Source organism: Pristimantibacillus sp. Z349TD_6, assembly GCF_056173205.1.
This window is the reverse complement of record NZ_CM149662.1, coordinates 4,541,475-4,560,212: the sequence shown is the minus strand read 5'-3', so window position 1 is coordinate 4,560,212 and position 18,738 is coordinate 4,541,475. Positions and strand designations below refer to the sequence as shown.

Annotated in this window: 18 protein-coding genes; 10 read left to right on the top strand and 8 right to left on the bottom strand. The window is 43.6% G+C overall.

Annotation, left to right across the window (positions count from 1 at the left end):
* Positions 1-15 precede the first annotated feature (15 nt).
* The 3 genes from AC0VYE_RS19890 to AC0VYE_RS19880 are packed head-to-tail and all read left to right on the top strand — an operon-like array spanning position 16 to position 3,853.
* Positions 16-1,236, top strand: a complete 1,221-nt coding sequence (locus AC0VYE_RS19890) for a glycosyltransferase family 4 protein (protein WP_076265535.1) — start codon at positions 16-18, stop codon at positions 1,234-1,236.
* Complete coding sequence (locus AC0VYE_RS19885) at positions 1,233-2,591, top strand: glycosyltransferase family 4 protein (RefSeq protein ID WP_475442680.1); 1,359 nt, start codon at positions 1,233-1,235, stop codon at positions 2,589-2,591. Before AC0VYE_RS19890 ends, AC0VYE_RS19885 begins: the two co-directional genes overlap by 4 nt.
* A 26-nt stretch (positions 2,592-2,617) precedes the next feature.
* Positions 2,618-3,853 carry a sialidase family protein gene (locus tag AC0VYE_RS19880; RefSeq protein ID WP_076265537.1) on the top strand — a complete coding sequence of 412 codons (1,236 nt, stop codon included), beginning with the start codon at positions 2,618-2,620 and terminating at the stop codon, positions 3,851-3,853.
* Between the two features lie 87 nt (positions 3,854-3,940).
* Here the strand turns inward: AC0VYE_RS19880 and AC0VYE_RS19875 are convergent, their stop codons facing one another.
* From AC0VYE_RS19875 to AC0VYE_RS19865, 3 genes are read right to left on the bottom strand one after another with little or no spacing between them, the layout of a single operon-like run.
* The gene (locus AC0VYE_RS19875; protein WP_475442679.1) at positions 3,941-4,399 is read right to left on the bottom strand and encodes a hypothetical protein; all 459 of its coding nucleotides are present in this window, start codon (positions 4,397-4,399) and stop codon (positions 3,941-3,943) included.
* Between the two features lie 45 nt (positions 4,400-4,444).
* Positions 4,445-4,894, bottom strand: coding sequence for a hypothetical protein (locus tag AC0VYE_RS19870; RefSeq protein WP_076265539.1), 450 nt, complete (start codon positions 4,892-4,894; stop codon positions 4,445-4,447).
* Positions 4,895-4,920: 26 nt separating this feature from the next.
* Positions 4,921-5,379 (bottom strand): hypothetical protein, encoded by a 459-nt coding sequence (locus AC0VYE_RS19865; RefSeq protein WP_076265540.1) that lies wholly within the window; start codon positions 5,377-5,379, stop codon positions 4,921-4,923.
* A gap of 124 nt (positions 5,380-5,503) precedes the next feature.
* On the opposite strand from AC0VYE_RS19865, the gene AC0VYE_RS19860 reads away from it, so the two are divergent.
* Positions 5,504-6,142: a class I SAM-dependent methyltransferase gene (locus AC0VYE_RS19860; RefSeq protein ID WP_076265541.1), complete on the top strand. Its 639-nt coding sequence runs from the start codon at positions 5,504-5,506 to the stop codon at positions 6,140-6,142.
* A gap of 58 nt (positions 6,143-6,200) precedes the next feature.
* Here the strand turns inward: AC0VYE_RS19860 and AC0VYE_RS19855 are convergent, their stop codons facing one another.
* From AC0VYE_RS19855 to AC0VYE_RS19835, 5 genes are all read right to left on the bottom strand, one after another.
* Entirely contained in the window at positions 6,201-7,112 is a 912-nt protein-coding gene (locus AC0VYE_RS19855; protein ID WP_475442678.1) for an NAD-dependent epimerase/dehydratase family protein, read from the bottom strand.
* A gap of 213 nt (positions 7,113-7,325) precedes the next feature.
* Positions 7,326-8,567 (bottom strand): sialidase family protein, encoded by a 1,242-nt coding sequence (locus AC0VYE_RS19850; RefSeq protein ID WP_083681453.1) that lies wholly within the window; start codon positions 8,565-8,567, stop codon positions 7,326-7,328.
* 86 nt (positions 8,568-8,653) lie between these two features.
* Entirely contained in the window at positions 8,654-9,106 is a 453-nt protein-coding gene (locus AC0VYE_RS19845) for a hypothetical protein (RefSeq protein ID WP_076265543.1), read from the bottom strand.
* Positions 9,107-9,151: 45 nt separating this feature from the next.
* On the bottom strand, positions 9,152-9,604 hold the full coding sequence (locus AC0VYE_RS19840; RefSeq protein WP_441963371.1) for a hypothetical protein: 453 nt from the start codon (positions 9,602-9,604) through the stop codon (positions 9,152-9,154).
* Positions 9,605-9,661: 57 nt separating this feature from the next.
* Positions 9,662-10,117 (bottom strand): hypothetical protein, encoded by a 456-nt coding sequence (locus AC0VYE_RS19835; protein WP_475442677.1) that lies wholly within the window; start codon positions 10,115-10,117, stop codon positions 9,662-9,664.
* 882 nt (positions 10,118-10,999) lie between these two features.
* Here AC0VYE_RS19835 and AC0VYE_RS19830 point away from each other — a divergent pair.
* The 6 genes from AC0VYE_RS19830 to AC0VYE_RS19805 all read left to right on the top strand — a co-directional run bounded on the left by AC0VYE_RS19830 (position 11,000) and on the right by AC0VYE_RS19805 (position 18,735).
* A complete protein-coding gene (locus tag AC0VYE_RS19830; RefSeq protein WP_475442676.1) occupies positions 11,000-11,203 on the top strand; it encodes an AraC family transcriptional regulator in 204 nt (67 codons plus the stop codon).
* 474 nt (positions 11,204-11,677) lie between these two features.
* Complete coding sequence (locus tag AC0VYE_RS19825) at positions 11,678-13,411, top strand: sensor histidine kinase (RefSeq protein ID WP_475442675.1); 1,734 nt, start codon at positions 11,678-11,680, stop codon at positions 13,409-13,411.
* A 1-nt stretch (position 13,412) separates the two neighbouring features.
* The gene (locus tag AC0VYE_RS19820; RefSeq protein WP_475442674.1) at positions 13,413-15,068 is read left to right on the top strand and encodes a response regulator; all 1,656 of its coding nucleotides are present in this window, start codon (positions 13,413-13,415) and stop codon (positions 15,066-15,068) included.
* Positions 15,069-15,167: 99 nt separating this feature from the next.
* Complete coding sequence (locus AC0VYE_RS19815; RefSeq protein WP_475442673.1) at positions 15,168-16,847, top strand: extracellular solute-binding protein; 1,680 nt, start codon at positions 15,168-15,170, stop codon at positions 16,845-16,847.
* Between the two features lie 128 nt (positions 16,848-16,975).
* Positions 16,976-17,833, top strand: a complete 858-nt coding sequence (locus tag AC0VYE_RS19810) for an ABC transporter permease (RefSeq protein WP_475449655.1) — start codon at positions 16,976-16,978, stop codon at positions 17,831-17,833.
* Between the two features lie 17 nt (positions 17,834-17,850).
* On the top strand, positions 17,851-18,735 hold the full coding sequence (locus AC0VYE_RS19805) for a carbohydrate ABC transporter permease (RefSeq protein ID WP_339203079.1): 885 nt from the start codon (positions 17,851-17,853) through the stop codon (positions 18,733-18,735).
* Positions 18,736-18,738 lie beyond the last annotated feature (3 nt).

The window sequence follows — 18,738 nt, the reverse complement described above, 5'->3', positions numbered from 1 at the left end:
AAAGAGGGGTGACGGATGAAAATTGCACTTGTTTCATATTGGTGTGTTCCATATACAGGTGGAGTATCCACTTATGTATTGGCACTCAGGAAAGGACTTGAAGATAGGGGGCATGAGGTCGATATCCTCTCTCATAACGAAACTGGGCAGCATTACCACGTTGTCGATAAAGGTAAGTCGATTGATAAGCAAGCTGTATTAACTCCGATCATGCAGTATATGGGTCTTCGGTTCAATGAGAAATCATTGAATTATGATTCTTGGTTGGCAGCAATGGACGGGGAACGAATCGCTTTCCGTCAAGCATTATCCGAATTTTCCTTAAAGGAATATGACCTGATTCATGCGCAAGATGTGATCTCTGCGATTGGAGTATCTGAAGTTAAGCCGCGAACTACACCTCTTATTGTAACCCTTCACGGGAAACTAGAAGCCGAATGGAGGCTTCAAGGTTATATTGCTGATGATACCCTATCTGAACAATGGGGAAATGCGCTCGATCATTATGGAAGCATGGTTGGTGATTGGAATATTTACCCTTCCAAATGGCTTAAACAACAATATGAATCAACTGGGCTCATGAATGATATACAAATGGATGTTATTCCATATGGATTCGATACGTTATCTTTCCTCCATAAATCTACTAATGGAATAATAACGACTAAACCAGAAGGGGTGAAGCTGTTGGTCTGTCCCGCGCGTCTAGATCAGGTGAAAGGCCATGATGTTTTATTCCATGCACTTTCATTGCTGTTAAAGAACCGTTCGGATTGGATATGTTGGTTAATCGGAGACGGACCGCTGCGGGAGAGTCTTGAACAAGTGATGTACCAGTATAATCTGGAGGGCCATGTCAAGTTTCTTGGACATCGAAACGATATGGCAGCTCTATTAAAGGAAGCGGATTACGTTGTAGTGCCAAGCATTCATGATAATTTTCCGTTCGTGGTCATGGAATCGCAAGCAATGGGGAAACCGATCATTGCTTCAGCAGTAGGAGGTATTCCAGAGATGATAACTCATGGCGAGAATGGTTTATTAGTGCCAGCCGGTCGAGCAGATTTGTTATGCAGCCAAATTCATAAACTATTCAATGATGACTCTCTTCGAAAACGTCTGGCCAATAAAGCCAGATCTTATGGACTCAAAAAATGGTCATTGGATACGATGTGCGATCGAACTTTACAGCTGTACGAAAAGGCGCTTCAAGTCAAGCGAGGTGAAGTAAATTGAAAATTTTACTTGCAACGTACTGGCTGATCCCCCATGTTGGAGGGGTTTGGGTCTATATTCAAGATTTAAAAGCAAGCTTGGAACGACTAGGTCATGAGGTGGATGTGTACGCTAGGCATCCGGATGAAAATAGCTATTATATGGCTAATACTGGTGAGCGGGTAGAGAAAGAGAGATTTAAACGGCTCGTCGAAGGCGAAATACGAGCGATCTACGCTCCATACCAGTCGCTAATTGATCCATGGATTGTTGAACAGGAAATTGAGTTCTGCTCTTATGCCCTTGCAGCATCTTATTTTGGACTTGGAAAATATGATTTGATTCATACTCAGGACGTCATTTCATCCCGAGCTCTATGGCAAATTAAACCGGAAGAGATACCATTAATAAGTACAATCCATGGATGTCTCTCAACCGACTACTGGGTATCGCTCGAAGGGAAATTGCCGTCCGATACGATTTGGAAGTATGCATGTGCTCGGGAGTATTATGGCGCAACCTCAAGCGATTTGACTATTGTTCCGACGAAATGGCTGCATGATACGCTCGTTGGATATATGGTGCCTTCCCAGCATATGGAGGTTATCCCATATGGGATGAACGTGGAGCTATATTTGCAACGGATGAATGAACGCTCTACCTTTACGATACCGGATGCAGCGAATGTCATCATCTGTCCTGCGCGATTTGACAAAGTAAAAGGGCACAGCTGTTTACTAGATGCTCTGTATACTCTCAAACAAATAAGAAATGATTGGATATGTCTACTCGTTGGTGATGGAAATCTTCGGTCAGAGTTAGAGTCGAAAGCAAACCGCTTGGGCTTAGCTAGTCACGTCATTTTTACGGGCAGCAGAAATGATGTTCCATCATTGATTAAGCAGTCTGATATCGTCGTGCTCGCAAGCTTAAATGACAATCATCCGTTTACTGTCATGGAAGCGCAGATTGCACATAAGCCACTCGTTGTTTCCAATGCTGGCGGTATTCCGGAAATGGTGAAACACAATCATACGGGATTGGTTGCAAAAGCCGGGGACAGTGACGAATTGTCACACTGCTTGAATGCACTGCTGGATGATCATAAGCTTCGCAATAAGCTTGCAGCAAATGGTTACAAATGGGGCGTGAAACGATGGTCACTAACGACAATGGAGCAGCTAACCACACATCTTTATGAACAGCTCTTGAATAAACAGCGTATACGAAAAGTAACACATCCTCCGAAACATGCTGGAAGACATGGGGGATGGATAAGCTCTTCACTAAGAGAAATGTACAATATGTACATCCCTCAATCCTATTCAATTGTTGATGATCATATTGTTGGTTCCATTCTGTATCAAGGAAAATAAAAAAACTACTTGAAAGGAAAGATTTCATGGCCAACATACAAATCACCCCATCAGGTCCTCAACAAGAACCATCCATCGCTCTAAATTCACTGGATCAATCTACTGTCATTGTAACAACGAATGATCTGCGTTCGGGGAATAATATGACGACGATCTACCGGTCAATCAATGGCGGTGCATCATACACCGAGATGCTGAATCCCCCTCCAGCGGGGTTCGCGGCATCAGGTGATGGTGTAGCTGCGTACGGTTATCCTAATCTGTTCCTAGTTGCAGCGACAGCTTTGAATGTGAACCCTGTAAGGGACTCGTCCATTATCGTGTACCGCTCAACGAACAATGGCGCCTCCTTTTCAACCCCAATCATTGTAAACCAGGGGTTTGGCACCGCGGTATATAACGACAAGCCGTCAATCCGCATAGATACGTCGAATGGCAGTCCGTATCTTGGTCAAGCGTATATTGCGTTTACACGTTATTTCAACAATTTTCAAAGCTCGGAAACTTTGATTTCGCGATCACTAGACCAAGGGATAACCTGGTCTACTCCCTTTCTATTAACAAACCAAGTTCAAGATGTTTCGAATTTTGGATCGAGTATCGCAATTGGTCCCGCAGGTGAAATTTATGTCGGATGGATGCAATATGGTCCAGGAACGCCGCAATTTCTTATGCGCAGATCAGATGATGGGGGAGTGACTTATGGTCCTATTATTACCATATCGACAGTCTCACTAGTTCCAACCCCTCTTCCTGTACCAACCTTTGGTTTTCGCGTCTTGACGATTGCTTATTTAGCCGTAGATATCTCGCCATTTAACGGAGAAGGCATCGTCTATGCTGCTTGGCAAGACAACCGTACAGGTTCTGCACATATATTTCTCTCACGGTCGACTGACAAAGGTATTTCATGGTCAACGCCAATTCAAGTAGATGATAGCCCGGCAGGATCGCAAAATATTTTGCCCAATTTAACGGTATCGCGTGATAATGGCGGGGTGAAGGTGATGTACTATACGAACCGTGTAAGCAACTCGTTAATCGATGTGTTTTTAGCTGAATCAAACAATGCCGGTTCGTCGTTTGCGCCAAATCTTCGTGTGACAAGCGTCTCCTTCGATCCAAATGCGGACCCGTCATTAGGCACTCCAACACCATCGATTGGTGATTATAACGACCTAATTGTAAAAGCAACTGGCGCAGCACTCATTGTCTGGATGGACACACGGACGGGATCACAGAACATCTTCGAGGATATCTAAACAAAGAGCGAATTGATTTCCAGCCTAACGGAAATCAATTCGCCATACTGCTTAGTATAGAAACGGTAAAGGTATCGGACTATTGTGTTATAGAAGAACGGTACCGTCCAAATGAACTGGACCAATAATCGTAGCAACGTTTTGACCGATATGTTCAACAGTTAATGCGTATTGCTGGAATGTGCCAACGATAGCAGGAATAGCCGTCTCGGTGTGTTGGAAAGAAGTCGTGAAATCGAGCGGTACCCATGGACCTTCACTTGCGGTTCCTAAAAATACGGAATCAGTCGTTTGGAAGACTACCGTCGCGGGGGCACTCGTTCCGCCGCGACGAATGCGGAAGAGAAGCTTCGGTACGATATTCAGGACGAGTAATTGCGCCTCCCAGCCAATGGTTGCTTTTAACTCAATCCGGTTGTTTACACTAGTAACTTGAAGAAAGATAGATGTCAGCAGCACTTCCGAACCGGGAGAAATAGAAAGGGGGAGAGACCCTGTTCCAACGGGAACTTCTTGAAACTGGTAGTCATTAATGATTACAGCCATAGCTTTCACCTCCTTTCCTATTTAGAAAAGTATGAATGGGGATATTTAAAAGCCAATCGTTGTACCCATTAAGGTAACCGGACCAACAACCGTAATCGTTCCGAGTCCATTGCTTTGTACAGTCAAAAAGTATTGTTGAAACGAACCGACAAGGCTTTGATCAGGCGATTCTACGTGATTTAAAGTTGTTGTTATGATGTTCGAGATCAACCCGCCTGTTCCTAAAAATTCCGAATCTGTTGTTTGATAGACCTCAGGGAATGCAACCGTAGAACCCCCGCGTCGGATGCGGAATGTGAGTTTGGGTACAATGGGAAGCAAAAGTAATTCAGCTTGCCAACCGACCGTAGCTTGCAATACTAATTTATTGCTTGTGCTCGTGACATTAAGAAATACGGATGTTAATAACGTTTCGGTACCGGCAGCCAGCAATAATGGTAATGACTGTGTGTTTTGCTTCACTTCTTGTGACGCAAAATCAACTAAAAATGCCATATTCTCAACTCCTTTTTATTAGTTAATTACCCGATAATTGATCCTAATAATGTAACGGGCCCATTAATCGTCGCTCCGCCCGTACCGCTCAGTTGTGCTGTTAAAAAGTATTGTTGATAGGTACCCGCAATTGTAGGGGTATCAGGAGAGTCGGAACGCTGAAGGGATGTAGTCAAGTCAGAAGTCAGTACCGGTATCAAGTTGCCAGCTCCGAGAAAAACGGAATCTGTAGTTTGAAAGATGAGGGTGCTAGCTGGTGTGAATCCACCGCGGCGGATACGGAAGATGACTTCAGGAACAAGGGGCAGCAGTGATAGTTGAGCCTCCCAGCCGACGGTAGCAGATAGTTCCACTTCCACATTTGCATTAGCGATATTAAGAAAGATAGATGTCAGCAAAACTTCTGTTCCAGCTGGCAAATTAAGAGGAAGCGACATTTGTCCAATAGAAACTTCTTGTGATGCAAAATCAATCAATTGAGCCATTTACGCAGCTCCTTTCCTGTTCAATTGGATATTACATTATAGTAGATTCATAGATTCATATCGCGGACACGGATAGATTTACCCGTTTAAAGGTTTGATTTTTTTGGTTATTGGAGGAAAGAGAATGGATGACGAAATTACGAAGATGGAACGAATGTACGCGACGTCCTTCCAAGATGTCATGATGGATCATCATTATCGATATCATTTTGCATTGAACTACATTCGTCGTGGAGATTATATATTGGATGCGGCTTGCGGCTCAGGGTATGGCACTCATTACTTGGCTACAAACTCTGCTTGCATACTGACTGTCGGTGTGGATCGATCGGATCATGCATTAAATTGGGCGATTGATCATTTCTACTGCGACAAAACCGTTTATGTGAAAAGCGACTTATCTGGATTGTTTCGAGAAGAACTTCCTATCCAAAAGTTCGATGTTATTACCTGCTTCGAAACCGTCGAGCATATGAAGGATGATCGGTCATTCGTCCAGAAGCTATATGATTCTCTTAATGTAAACGGCATTCTTCTTATCTCAGCACCAAATGAAAAGGTTATTCCGCATTTGAACAACCCGTACTTCCTAGGTGGTGTAAATCCTCATCACTATCGCCATTATCAACCTAATGAATTGTCCAGCTTGTTAACGGATTGTGGCTTTCGTATCCAACAGGTATGTACACAAGATAATGAGACGTATGAGCTTATTATAGGCCGTGATGATGGTTTTACAACGGTTCTTGTTGCCATGAAATGAAAAAAATAGGCGATCGCTCTCAGGCTGAATGCCGAGAAACGATCGCCGCTTTAGCCTATTATTTACGGTAATACTCATAAGTTTGTGTTAATCCTTCGATCAAGCTAACTTTCGGCCGCCAAGCCAATATTTGTTCAGCTTTCAAATTATCGAGGCAGCTGTCCATAATATCACCTGGCCGCTCTGGGCCATGTGCAACATCTATGGTTGAGCCGTGAATCATATTTAATCTATGCACTAAGTTATTAATCGAAGTAGGCAATGCTGTACTTATGTTGATCGTTTCTTGATTCCCTTGACGGCACGCAGCAATATTTGCTCTTACAACATCTTGCACAAAAATAAAATCGCGATTCTGATTGCCGCTGCCATGCACAAAAAGCGGAAGCCCCTTATGCAGGTTGCTCATAAATATGGCAATAACGCCACCTTCACCTTTTGCAGTTTGACGAGGACCATATACGTTGCTATAACGTAATATCGTGTAGTTAATGCCGTTCAATTCATGAAACAATCTAATATAGCACTCGCTTGCATGTTTAGATAAACCATAATAGGAAATCGGAGAAGGTAATGCATCCTCCGATGCGCGTTCTTTTTTTGAGACACCATATACGGCCGACGTAGAGGAGAATATGATTTTTCCGACGCCAGCTTGCTTGCAAGCATGAATAAGCTGCACGGTACCAACGATATTTACGTTAGCGTCGAATGCAGGGTCGGCTATCGATCGTTGAACATCAACCTGAGCTGCCATATGAAACACAACATCAGGCTTAACTGTTTGAATGATTTGAGAAGATGAATCGCTATTTATATCTTCAATATGCAATATTGCTGCAGGATTTACATTTTTTATTGATCCAGTTGTAAGATTGTCGATAATGTGTACCTCAGCGCCACTATCGATAAGCATATCAGTAAGATGGGAACCAATAAAACCTGCACCTCCTGTAACCAAAGCTTTCATAACACAACTCCCCACTATGACGTTTTGATTCATCATATGCATAAAAAAGGGATTGGAATATGTATTCATACCCTAGGTTATAGCCAATTTGACAGCAGAAATAATAATGGAGCGGCATATATTGCGCCCCTCCATGTGGATGACAAACCTGCCGGTATTATGAACGTTGCTCCGGGTACCAAGATTCTAACTAATGCAAATAGCTTATTTAGGTTATAGGTTTGAAATAATATTTTGTATGTTGTTGATCATTCCTGTCCATACCGTAATCTGTCTGTCGGGATATGTGAATGCAACATCAATATAGTCTCCTAAAGACGGGCAAGGCTCCCCATAACTCGGATCTGCGTTAGGATCAAATGAAGTGTCTGATAGGCGGGTATTAACAGCAAAAGTGGCGCCTGCATCTCCTGAAGTTGTGCCATAAACATCAAGCATACTGGAGTCGACGCGATTCGTGTAATACACAATTTGGATGAGTCCCGTACTACGAGAAACCGCAATATTCGGATAAAAATTTTGCGTACCAGTGGGGCTGTCATCCACTTGAATCGGTGTCGACCAAGTATTTCCTTGATCGGTTGACCTCGATAAGTAGATGTGCGAGAAGCCAGTCTGATAACCTTGCCAAACGGCGTATAGTATTCCTTGGCCGAGATTGGCCGAAATATCTACCGCAAGGAAGGCGCTGGTCAAGACGCGGAAAGCGAATCCGGGTACGGGAAGGGGACTTGGGACGAGGGAAATATTCGATACTACAACAATCGGATTAAAGGTCGCACCTCCATCATCGGATCGTCGAATGAGGAATTGAGGATTACCTGGTGCATACTGCGCCCATGCTACATAGACCTGTCCCGTTGGTCCTATTGCTACATTCGTGCCGAACACGGCGGTTCCTGTCGTTTGATCTGACAAAAGAATGGGAATCGACCACGTTTGTCCTAGATCGAGAGAACGTTGATAAAAAGTGCCTGAGGTGGCGAAATTGTCATAATATCGTGTAAAGCCAACATGTGCCAGACCGAGATAAGGACTTCCGTTAGAGTTATCGAGTTGAATGAAGGGTTTATCATTATATATTTGCTGTCCAAAGCCCTCACATGTAATAACCGGAGCGGAGAAAATAACTCCATTATCTGTAGAAGTATAGACGGTGATAGAAGAATCCATGACCGGATTCGTGTTCAGTGCGGTGCAGGCTATCATAAATGTATTGCGATAGCCATAGGTGCCTATAGCATTACCTTGGGTAGTAAAACCGACAGGTAGAGTCAGCGTCGGACTGGTTGGGTACGTAAACCCGCCATCCTGCGACACATATACATTGATTCTGGAAGTTCCTGTAGAAATGCTGCTAGATGTAACAATGACGGTTAAGTTGTTCAAAGTATTAACGGTAATGGAAGGCTCTTGCTGTGATTGCGTACCCATAGTAACCGGTATGTTCGTCAAATAGATGTCCTCCTCATGGTAGATTTTATAAATGGAGAAAAACAACTTGTCACCTACAAACTGTAGGAACAAGTTGTTTTCTTCTATTATTCTAGAACTTGCCCTGTAAGGTTTATCGGTCCGGTAATGGCCACGTTTCCGAGGCCAAAATAGGAAACGGTCAAAAAGTAGGGTACAGCGACACCAATTAACGTTGGATTTGGTACTTGCGTATGAGTGAAGGAAGTGTTAAATGATACCTGAGTTATAAAGCCCATGTTACCAGGAAATAGCTCGGAGTCCGTGGTTTGAAATACGATAGGATCTGTTGGGCTGAATCCTCCCGTACGAATACGAAAAGTTAGTTGGGGAGATACAGCCTGATTGAGAAGTTGTAACGCCCAACCGACATTTCCCCAGAATTGAAGCTGGTTCGTTGAGCTTGTGGCTGTTAACCATATTGACGTTAAATGAATCTCAACCCCCTGCGTTAGTCCTAGGGGCAACGATCCGCCGCCTGCGGGAACCTCCTGTGTAGCATATTGCAAAATACTTGGCATAGGTCTATTCCTCACTTTTTTTAGATTACATCGGTGACCCTGCTTTTAACCGAGAATCATGCCAGTTAAATTGACAGGACCAATAATTGATACATTTCCGATGCCAATTTGTTGAACAGTCAAATAATACTGTTGATAACTACCTACGATTGATGGGCTAGGATTCTCAGAATGATCAAATGAAGTATTAAAGTTGATAGGCATAATGAATTGTTGGAAGTCCGGTAAATACTGAGAATCTTGTATCTGAAAGACGATGGGGGAGCTCGATCCCGAACCTCCACGGCGAATTCGGAAGATGAGTTCAGGTATGATGGTTTGATTCAGCAGTTGTACTTCCCATCCTACGGTAGCAGATATTAATAAGTTGACGTTTGTGCTGGAAATATTGAGGAATATTGAAGTCAAGGCAAGTTCGGGGCCTGGGGTTAAATTTAAAGGGAGCGACCCTGAACCAATTGGAATTTCTTCCTTGTCGAAGTCAAGGATATTGAGCATTTAAATCACAACTCCTCTATTGTAGACTATGGTGATTTCATTGGCTGTATTCTTCAATTATCCTAATACAAACCCTGTTAAATTTACAGGACCGACAATGGAAGCATTGCCAACTCCTATATTCTGAACGGTTAAGAAATATTGTTGTGCTACTCCTATTACTGACGTTGGTGGGAGCTCCGTGTGATCAAATGCTGTAGTCATTCCAATATTCATACTGATAGCCGTGTTTCCAATTAGCAAAGCAGAATCCGATGTTTGAAACACAATCGGAGAATTCGTTCCAAATCCGCCGCGCCGAATGCGGAAGACAAGCTCGGGAGCAATAGACGTAGTGGTGATTTGTGCTTGCCATCCAATGGTAGAGTACATGAAGATATACTGATTAGAGCCGGTGACACTAAGCCAAATTTCAGTTAGTGGTAGTTCGGAAGCCCCTGCATTTACAGCCAAGGGCAAAGACCCACCTCCGATAGGGACCTCTTCAAATTCAAAATCAAGGATATTTAACATGAGCGACATCTCCTTTATTATGATACTAGCCTTAATGACTTGTCCGATTATGATGATAGGTACAACAACCGTTACACCTTCACATTCAGACATCTCCTTTCAGTTGAAATCTACTACCATTCCAATATATTCAAACTATTTTGAAAGAAATGTACAAAAAACCCGATACAAAAGTACAATTTTCTGAGAGGAACATCCCTATGAGTTCACTTTTGTCATGTATTGGATATTCGAATGTTCTCTATTTAATAGAAGAATCTAAAAAATATGCTGAATTTGGACCGACTGATTATAGAAGACAATTTCGAAATCATAAGTGAAAATAAGGGTCAGTCTCGAAAGTAGATACAACTACTAACTTGTGGTCGGCGGATGATTGAATCGGAAAGTGTAATTGGAGAAATGATGGGAACGATAGATCAGAATAGTAAAATGGCTGTACAGGCATAGTCTCCTGTACAGCCATTTATTCATGGTGTTCAACATTATCATTCAGAGCGGGTAATCTCGCTAGAGAGCTTACTGCTTTTGAGACAGCCCCTTATTTAATAAAATTAGTATGCCTTACGAGAGCTAGACTTGATTTTGGAGGTACTCTCCTGATCTTTAAGCTGTGCAATCAGTTTATCACCTTCGACATCCTGGTTCGGCAGCAGGCGGTCTAACCATTTAGGCAGCCACCAAGCTTTATCGCCGAAGATTGCCATGACCGCCGGGACGAGTGGCATGCGGACGATTGAAGGGAAATCAGACAGTACTAGAAGTGAAATATATTTTACGCTCATTTCTATTTTCTTATCGTACGTGAATCGCTGGAAGGTTCATGAGGAAATTGGCTGAAGTGATTTTTGAGCACAAATCATCGGGTCAAGGGTATAGGAGATGGATGTTGTAAGTCAAGTTCAGCGTTATATCCAGCACAATGTGGCAGGCGATCTTAGCTTGAATCGAATTGCCGAGGTGGCAGGCCATAATCCGTCTTATTTATCTAGGTTATATAAACGCATAACGGGTGAAGGACTATCCGATTTTATTACGGGGGTGAAAATAACGAAGACGAAGGAGTTGCTGGGGGAAAATAAATAGCTAAGTGAATATCAACTAGTTGTCCGAAATGTGCAAAAATAAGACTTTATCTTTCAAAGACTTGAAACGATTACTTTTTGTAAAATGAAACAATAAAACTTGTGAATGCAGGATCTGTCTGTCCGTCATACCAGCCCCATTTGTCTTAAGGAATCTCTAAGGGCTAAATAACTATTTGGAGGAAAGATCGGTGAGAATAAGAAGAAAAGCACTTATAACAACAGTAATGATGTCGCTTTTAGCGTTCCCCCTATAATGTATTAGCAGGAGACTCCATGCCGCCTACAGGCGATGCAGCATATGGCAAGAATAAGATTGGTAAAGCTCACCCATATATTTAATGAAAACCTGACCCTTTGCGGTCGGGTTTTTCCAATGATGGAACGCTTCTACGGGTTCAAACAATTGATTTTTTTCTGAGAATGGTAAGTACATCATGGATATCGATGCAAACGCTCGGCAGGAGGAAATGATATGTGGTTTCAAAAGAGAAGATTTACAATTTTTCCTAAGCTGCTTCTGGGCTTCTTGATCGCGATTTTGCCTGTGTACATGTTGGGCATTTATTTGAACAAGCAGGTGGCCAGCAGTTTGCGGGATCAAATTCTGCAATCCATGCAAACCAATGTGAAATTTTATTTGTCATCACTGACGAATGAAATTGTTAATATCGAAAATTTCAAACGTTCCTTACTGGTGGACGAGGATCTTATGGCTTTAAGCACAGTAGCTCCGGCCTTGACGGAAAACGAGCTGCGAGAAGCGATTTTGCGGTTGGAGAGAAAGGTGGCTCTTCTGCAGGACTCCAGCTCTTATATAGCGAGTGCAACTCTTTATATCCCGATGATTGATAAGCAAATAAAGTCCGGAAGCTACATCGAGGGCGTATCGATCAAAGAACTGGAAACGATTCGATTCAAGATGCAGCAGCAATTATCTCCATTAGTATGGCATGGCGACAAGCTGCTGATGGGCTCCTATTACCCGGAAAGCGTGATCAAAAACAGGGCTCCCGTCTTCTTGATCGAGATCGAGATCAATCAGCGGATGATCATGGATGATTTAAGCAGTATGTCCGATCAAGGAGGAGCTTACCTCTATTTCAAGCAGGAGGGTCGTGTTATTACTAATCACGGGTTGCCCAATACTTCCGATGAAATCGAAAGATTATTATCTCGGCAGTCAGGCGGTGAAGTTGAAAGCGTCATATTCGAGAACCAAGGGAAAAAATATTTGGTTTCGCTACGGCAATCGTCAGGATATGATTTTTCGCTAGGAATATACACGCCGGAAGACGTCATTATGCGCGACTTTGACAAATATAATGCGTTGTTCTGGATCTTGTTCGCTTTGTCCATCATTGTGATGGCGCTGTTCTCGTATTGGATTTTCAAAGCGATTCGGAATCCCGTTCGCAACCTGTTAAAGGCCTTCCGAAAAGTAGAGCAGGGCCAGCTAGCGGTTAGGGTCTCACAGAGGAGTAATGACGAATTTTCGGACCTGTCGGAACAGTTCAATAAGATGGTATCTAAGCTGCAATCCTTGATACAAGAAGTATATGAGCAACAAATTAGGAGTCAGCAGTCTGAACTAAGACAGCTGCAGTCGCAGATCAACCCGCATTTTCTGTACAACAGCTTTTTTATTTTGCATCAGCTGATCGAATTCGAGGATTTGGATAATGCAAGGAAGTTCGTACACTATCTTGGCAACTACTTTCAGTTTATTACGAGAGATGCAAAGTCAGAGCTGTCACTAGGGCAAGAGATGAAGCATGCTGAAGCGTACCTGAATATCCAGATGATGCGGTTCGGCAGCAGGATCAATGTTTCGTTGGAACCGATTCCCTCGAGGTGGGAGGAATTGCTGGTACCGCGTCTCATCGTGCAGCCTATCATTGAAAATGCCTACCAGTATGGACTGGAGTCCAGAATATCAAATGGTCATTTGCGAATAACGAATGAATTGCGGGACAACTTCCTTTGTATCTATTTCGAAGATAATGGCACCGCGCTTACGGAAGACGAGCTTATGCGGCTCAAGTTCAAGCTTCAGGATGCTTCAGAACTTGAAACGACGGGAGTTGTCAATGTGCATAGGCGGCTGCAGATCAAGTTTGGCCTATCGGCTGGGCTATACGTATTCCGAAGCGAGCTAGGCGGCTTGGGTGTTGCGATGAAAATACCTGTCAAGATAGAGGAGGAGTAAGATGTACCGCTTATTAATCGTAGATGATGAGCCTTTTATTCTGCAGGGGCTTACGAAGTTATGCAGCCGGTTGACGGAACCCGAATTGGAGATCTATTCGGCGGGTACGTCGCAGGAGGCGTTGATGTGGCTCGGAAGAGTAAAAATAGACATTGTGTTGTCGGATATTCGGATGCCTGGCATGAATGGTCTGGAGCTTCAGGGCGAGATTGTGAAGCAGTGGCCTAGGTGCAAAGTGATCTTCTTGACCGGTCACAGCGACTTTGCTTATATTCAGCAAGCGATTCGGCATGGCAGTGCGGACTATATTCTAAAGACGGAAGGCAATGCCAAAATCGTGGAATGCATTCTCGCTGTTGCCAATCAGCTTGATCAAGAGCAATTAGTGGATATGCAGCTCATCGAGGCGAGCCGGCAAAGGAAGGTCGCGCTGCCGTATATTCAGAAGCAGTATTTGAACGAGCTGATACAAGGGGACGATAGGTCGCTGCATTCGCTTCGTGATAAATTCGAAGATCTGCAGATTCCTCTGGATGCTGGCGTTCCTTGCTTGCTCATGATTGTGCGCATCGATGATTGGGGACAACGGGAAAGCTTGATGGACAAAACACTGTTCCAATTTGCACTGGACAATATGACGAACGAATTATTATCTCCGCTCACGAAAGTAATCTCTATGAGTTATGACAAAAACAAAATGGTTTGGTTTATTCAGCCTTCCGAAACTCCAACTGATCAAGGCGCTTTCAAAAGAACATTCCTGTTCGTTCGCGAAATGTTGGAACAAATTCAACTGACATCGCTTAATTTGCTAAAGCTGCCTCTGTCTCTGGCGCTTGCGAACAGCTTCTCGGAATGGTATGACGTTCCGCATAAGTTCGAGCGGCTTAATCTGCTCTTCCATAGCGGACTTGGATTCGGAAGCGAGCTGATTTTGCTGGAGCCTGAATTTATGCCCCAAACTAAGAACAGTAGCGCCGAGATGCGTCTTACTTCGGTTCATTTTAATAAAATTTCCTATTTGAAGTCCTGCATGGAGAACGGACAGGAGGAAGCAACAATTGAAACGCTGGAGGAGCTGCTTGCTTTCGCGTCGCATTCAGGAGCTTTCCCAAGCGCTGTGCAGATGGAGCTATACTATTTGCTTGTCGCAGTATTCCTGCCTCATGGCTTGCTGCATTCGAGTAATGACGCTCACACCGATCAGGATTTGGGACGGTTTACGCAGTTCGAAAGATACCGTTCCTGGCATCAAATTTGCGAAGAATTCACATCTTACGCCAAAAATATTTTTGAATGGCAGCATGCCGGCATGGTCGTTCAAGAGCATGAACTCATACAGAAAATCCAGCATTACGTAGCGAGCCATCTTTCTGGGGATTTATCGCTGTCGAGAATTGGCGAGGTGGTGGGGCACAACCCTTCCTATCTCTCCAGGTTGTACAAAAAACTGACGGGTAAAGGTTTGTCCAGTTATATCAACGAAATTAGGCTGGAGAAAGCGAAGCGTATGCTGGAACAAGATGGTTACAAGGTGCATGAGATTGCATCCGAGCTCGGTTTCTTGTCTTCCCAGTATTTCCATCGTTTTTTCAAAAAAGCGACGCATCTAACGCCGCAGGAATACCGCGAACTGAAGAGGGATTCAAACGTGTAAATAAAAGATACAAATGTCACGAATGGAAACTAGTTAGCGTACTCGCTTTACTTTTATAATGAAGCCGTAGCAAAGAAAACTAACTAGAAAAGGGTGTTCATGATGAAGAGAAAAGGTCAATTTAGTATCATTCTCGCAAACATCTTGGTATGTTCCGTTGTGCTGGCAGGCTGCGGCAGCAAAGACGATGGCATCGAACAAAGCGGGAGTGCTAATTCTGGAAATCAAGGGACAGGAGAAGCTGTTATTGAACCGCTTGGCAAATATGATCCTCCTATTGATGTCACGGCGGCGAAATTTATCACGCAAGACGTGGTATATCCGGAAGGTCAATCGGAGTCGAAAAACGCCTGGGAAGATCTCTATAAAGAAATGGGTATTAATCTAAAATACGATTGGATTGTAAAAGGCACAGACGCACAATATTTCCAGAAGCTTAACCTATCCATCGCTTCCGGCGAAATACCCGATCTCATGATGGTTAACTCCTCTCAATTAAAGCAATTGGTCGAATCGGATATGTTGGAGGATCTGACTTCGGTTTATGAGAAATATGCAACTCCAGCTGTAAAAAGCGTTTTCGAGCAGGACAAGCAGGCTTTGCAATCCGTTACTTTCGACGGTAAATTATATGCAATTCCGAAGACGGAGCCGATGATCGGCGCGCAAACACCGTTGCTATGGCTGCGTACGGACTGGTTGACGAAGCTGGGTCTTACCGAGCCGAAAACTTGGGAAGAAGTATTGCAAATTTCGAATGCCTTCACGACCAAAGATCCTGACGGAAACGGCAAAGCGGATACATTCGGCATCGCGCTAAGCAAAGATATCATTAACGGATATCCTTCCCTGAATGGATTCCTGAATGCTTACGGCGCATATCCTCGGATTTGGAAAAAAGATGCATCAGGCAGCTTGGTGTACGGAAGCATCCAACCAGAAGTCAAATCAGCGCTTGCCAAGCTTGCGGAACTGTACAAGAACGGCGAACTGGATAAGGAATTTGGCGTAAAAGACGGCTCGAAAGTTGCGGAATCGCTGGTCGGCGACCGTATAGGGATGTTGTTTGGACCAAGCTGGGCTTCACAATGGCCGCTTCAAGATAACAAAAAGAAAAACGGTGCCGCAGAGTGGAGAGCGTTTCCGATCCCGTCCGTCGATGGCGGAAATGCCACCGTGCAAATGCCATTTGGCGCATCATTCTACTATGTAGTCAAGAAGGATATGAAACATCCTGAAATTGCGGTCAAGATGGCAAATCTCTTCATGGAGAAGCTGTATGGAGAAACTGCAGATTATTTGAAATATGGAGTAGACAGCAGCGGTATTACGGTTGCTAAATATTCGATGGTGGATTTGTTTGCGCCGGATAAGGATATCAACCGTTCGGTGAACGTAGCGGAAGCGATCAAGATCGGAGATCCGTCCAAGCTGAACCCGGAAGAGAAATCAACCTACGATAAAATCAAGGCATTTGAAGGCGGAGACTTGAATTTCTACGGTGAAATGTACCAGAACGGTCCAGAAGGAGCGATGATGGTGCTGAAGAAGCTGTCGGATGAAGGCAAAGTGATCGCTGAAGGATACGGCGGAGCTCCTACCGATACGATGGGTGAGAAAAAAGCTACATTGGAGAAGATGGAGACTGAAATCTTCACGAAAATCGTTTACGGCGCTGCTTCGATCGATCAATTCGATAAGTTCGTTGAGGATTGGAAAGCACTTGGCGGCGATCAAATTACACAAGAAGTCAATGAATGGAACGCTTCACAGAAATAATCCAAGTGTGAGGGGTAAGATACTTATGGCTTGCCCCTTTTCTTCTATACAGACAAATTGAGATTCGAAATAAGGAAGTGGACATCTTGCACACAAATAAGGGACTCAGGCAGCTTCCGTTGCACTTGATGTTAATACCGGGCATCGTGATCGTATTGATCTATTGCTATTTTCCTATGGTCGGGGTATTGATGGCGTTCCAAAAGTATATTCCGTCAAAAGGTTTGTTCGATTCCAAATGGGTAGAATTTAGAAATTTCGAATATTTGTTTCAAATGCCTGATTTCGGGCAGGTTCTCTGGAATACGGTTTATATCGCTGTTCTTAAGATGGTGTTTGGGCTTCTTGTTCCGATTACAATCGCTATTTTGCTAAATGAGGTTGGCAAAATGTATGTGAAGAGATGGGTTCAAACGCTAATTTACCTTCCTCACTTTTTATCATGGGTTATTCTGGGCGGCGTATTCATCGATATTTTGTCACCGTCCAACGGATTGCTGAATCAGTTTTTAGGCATCTTCTCAATTAAACCTATTTTTTTCCTAGGAGATAATACTTGGTTTCCGATAACCTTGATCGTTTCGGATATTTGGAAGGAATTCGGATTCAGTACGATTGTTTATTTAGCGGCACTGACAACGATTAATCCTAGTTTGTACGAAGCAGCCATGATCGATGGCGCGGGCAGATGGAAGCAAACATGGAATATTACCCTTCCAGGTATTATGCCGGTTATCATTTTGATGGCGACATTAAGTTTAGGAAATGTATTAAATGCAGGGTTTGACCAAGTATTTAATTTATATAGTCCGCTAGTTTACGAGAGTGGAGATATTCTGGATACGCTAATTTATCGAATTGGGTTAATGGATATGCAGTACGGTGTAGCTACCGCACTTGGCTTGTTCAAATCAATTATTTCTTTTGCGCTTGTATCTATCTCGTATTGGCTGGCATACAAAATTGCTGATTACCGCATTTTTTAGGAAAGGAGAGAACCGATTTGGTAGAAGGTAAATCATTTGGACGAAGCTTATTTCACACACTCAATTATGTCTTTCTTATTGGGATCGCATTATCTTGTTTGATACCACTTATTCATATTTTGGCGGTATCCCTAAGCTCAAATGTAGCGGCAAGCGCTGGGATCGTAAAGCTATGGCCTCAGGAAATGACTTTCAAAGCCTATGAATTCGTGTTATCCAAGAGTGAGTTTCTTACTTCGTTATGGATTACGGTGGAGAGGGTTGTTCTAGGCACAGTCATTAGCATGGTTTTAACCATTCTTATTGCTTATCCGCTGTCCAAAACCGGCAAGGAGCTGAAATTCAGGACGGGTTACGCGTGGTTCTTCGTCTTTACGATTTTGTTCAGCGGGGGATTGATTCCTTGGTATATGACGATTCGCGCGACCGGGCTACTCGATTCCATATGGGCATTAGTTATTCCTGGAGCTGTTCCTGTATTCAATGTCATTTTATTATTGAATTTTTTTAGAGGGCTGCCCAAAGAACTGGAAGAAGCGGCATTTGTAGATGGCGCGACACACTGGACTACGCTATGGCGTATATTTGTGCCGCTGTCGATGCCTTCCATTGCTACGATTATGCTGTTCACGATCGTTATGCATTGGAATTCCTGGTTTGATGGACTTGTGGTTATGAATTCGCAGCATAACTATCCGCTGTCGAGTTACCTGCAAACCGTTATCGTTCAATCGAGCTTGACCAACATGTCCGCGGAGCAGCTGGCGAATTTAGCCTCCGTGTCGGACCGAACAGTAAAAGCCGCGCAAATTTTCGTAGGTGCGCTGCCGATTCTTGCTTTTTATCCATTCCTGCAGAAGTATTTCGTGAAAGGTATGGTTTTGGGCGGGGTAAAAGAATAATTA

Coding starts and splice junctions, on each gene's coding strand:
- AC0VYE_RS19890 (WP_076265535.1), top strand. CDS start 16: ATGAAAATTGCACTTGTTTCATATTGGTGTGTTCCATATACAGGTGGA.
- AC0VYE_RS19880 (WP_076265537.1), top strand. CDS start 2,618: ATGGCCAACATACAAATCACCCCATCAGGTCCTCAACAAGAACCATCC.
- AC0VYE_RS19875 (WP_475442679.1), bottom strand. CDS start 4,399: ATGGCTGTAATCATTAATGACTACCAGTTTCAAGAAGTTCCCGTTGGA.
- AC0VYE_RS19870 (WP_076265539.1), bottom strand. CDS start 4,894: ATGGCATTTTTAGTTGATTTTGCGTCACAAGAAGTGAAGCAAAACACA.
- AC0VYE_RS19865 (WP_076265540.1), bottom strand. CDS start 5,379: ATGGCTCAATTGATTGATTTTGCATCACAAGAAGTTTCTATTGGACAA.
- AC0VYE_RS19860 (WP_076265541.1), top strand. CDS start 5,504: ATGGATGACGAAATTACGAAGATGGAACGAATGTACGCGACGTCCTTC.
- AC0VYE_RS19855 (WP_475442678.1), bottom strand. CDS start 7,112: ATGAAAGCTTTGGTTACAGGAGGTGCAGGTTTTATTGGTTCCCATCTT.
- AC0VYE_RS19845 (WP_076265543.1), bottom strand. CDS start 9,106: ATGCCAAGTATTTTGCAATATGCTACACAGGAGGTTCCCGCAGGCGGC.
- AC0VYE_RS19840 (WP_441963371.1), bottom strand. CDS start 9,604: ATGCTCAATATCCTTGACTTCGACAAGGAAGAAATTCCAATTGGTTCA.
- AC0VYE_RS19835 (WP_475442677.1), bottom strand. CDS start 10,117: ATGTTAAATATCCTTGATTTTGAATTTGAAGAGGTCCCTATCGGAGGT.
- AC0VYE_RS19830 (WP_475442676.1), top strand. CDS start 11,000: ATGGATGTTGTAAGTCAAGTTCAGCGTTATATCCAGCACAATGTGGCA.
- AC0VYE_RS19825 (WP_475442675.1), top strand. CDS start 11,678: ATGTGGTTTCAAAAGAGAAGATTTACAATTTTTCCTAAGCTGCTTCTG.
- AC0VYE_RS19820 (WP_475442674.1), top strand. CDS start 13,413: ATGTACCGCTTATTAATCGTAGATGATGAGCCTTTTATTCTGCAGGGG.
- AC0VYE_RS19815 (WP_475442673.1), top strand. CDS start 15,168: ATGATGAAGAGAAAAGGTCAATTTAGTATCATTCTCGCAAACATCTTG.
- AC0VYE_RS19810 (WP_475449655.1), top strand. CDS start 16,976: ATGTTAATACCGGGCATCGTGATCGTATTGATCTATTGCTATTTTCCT.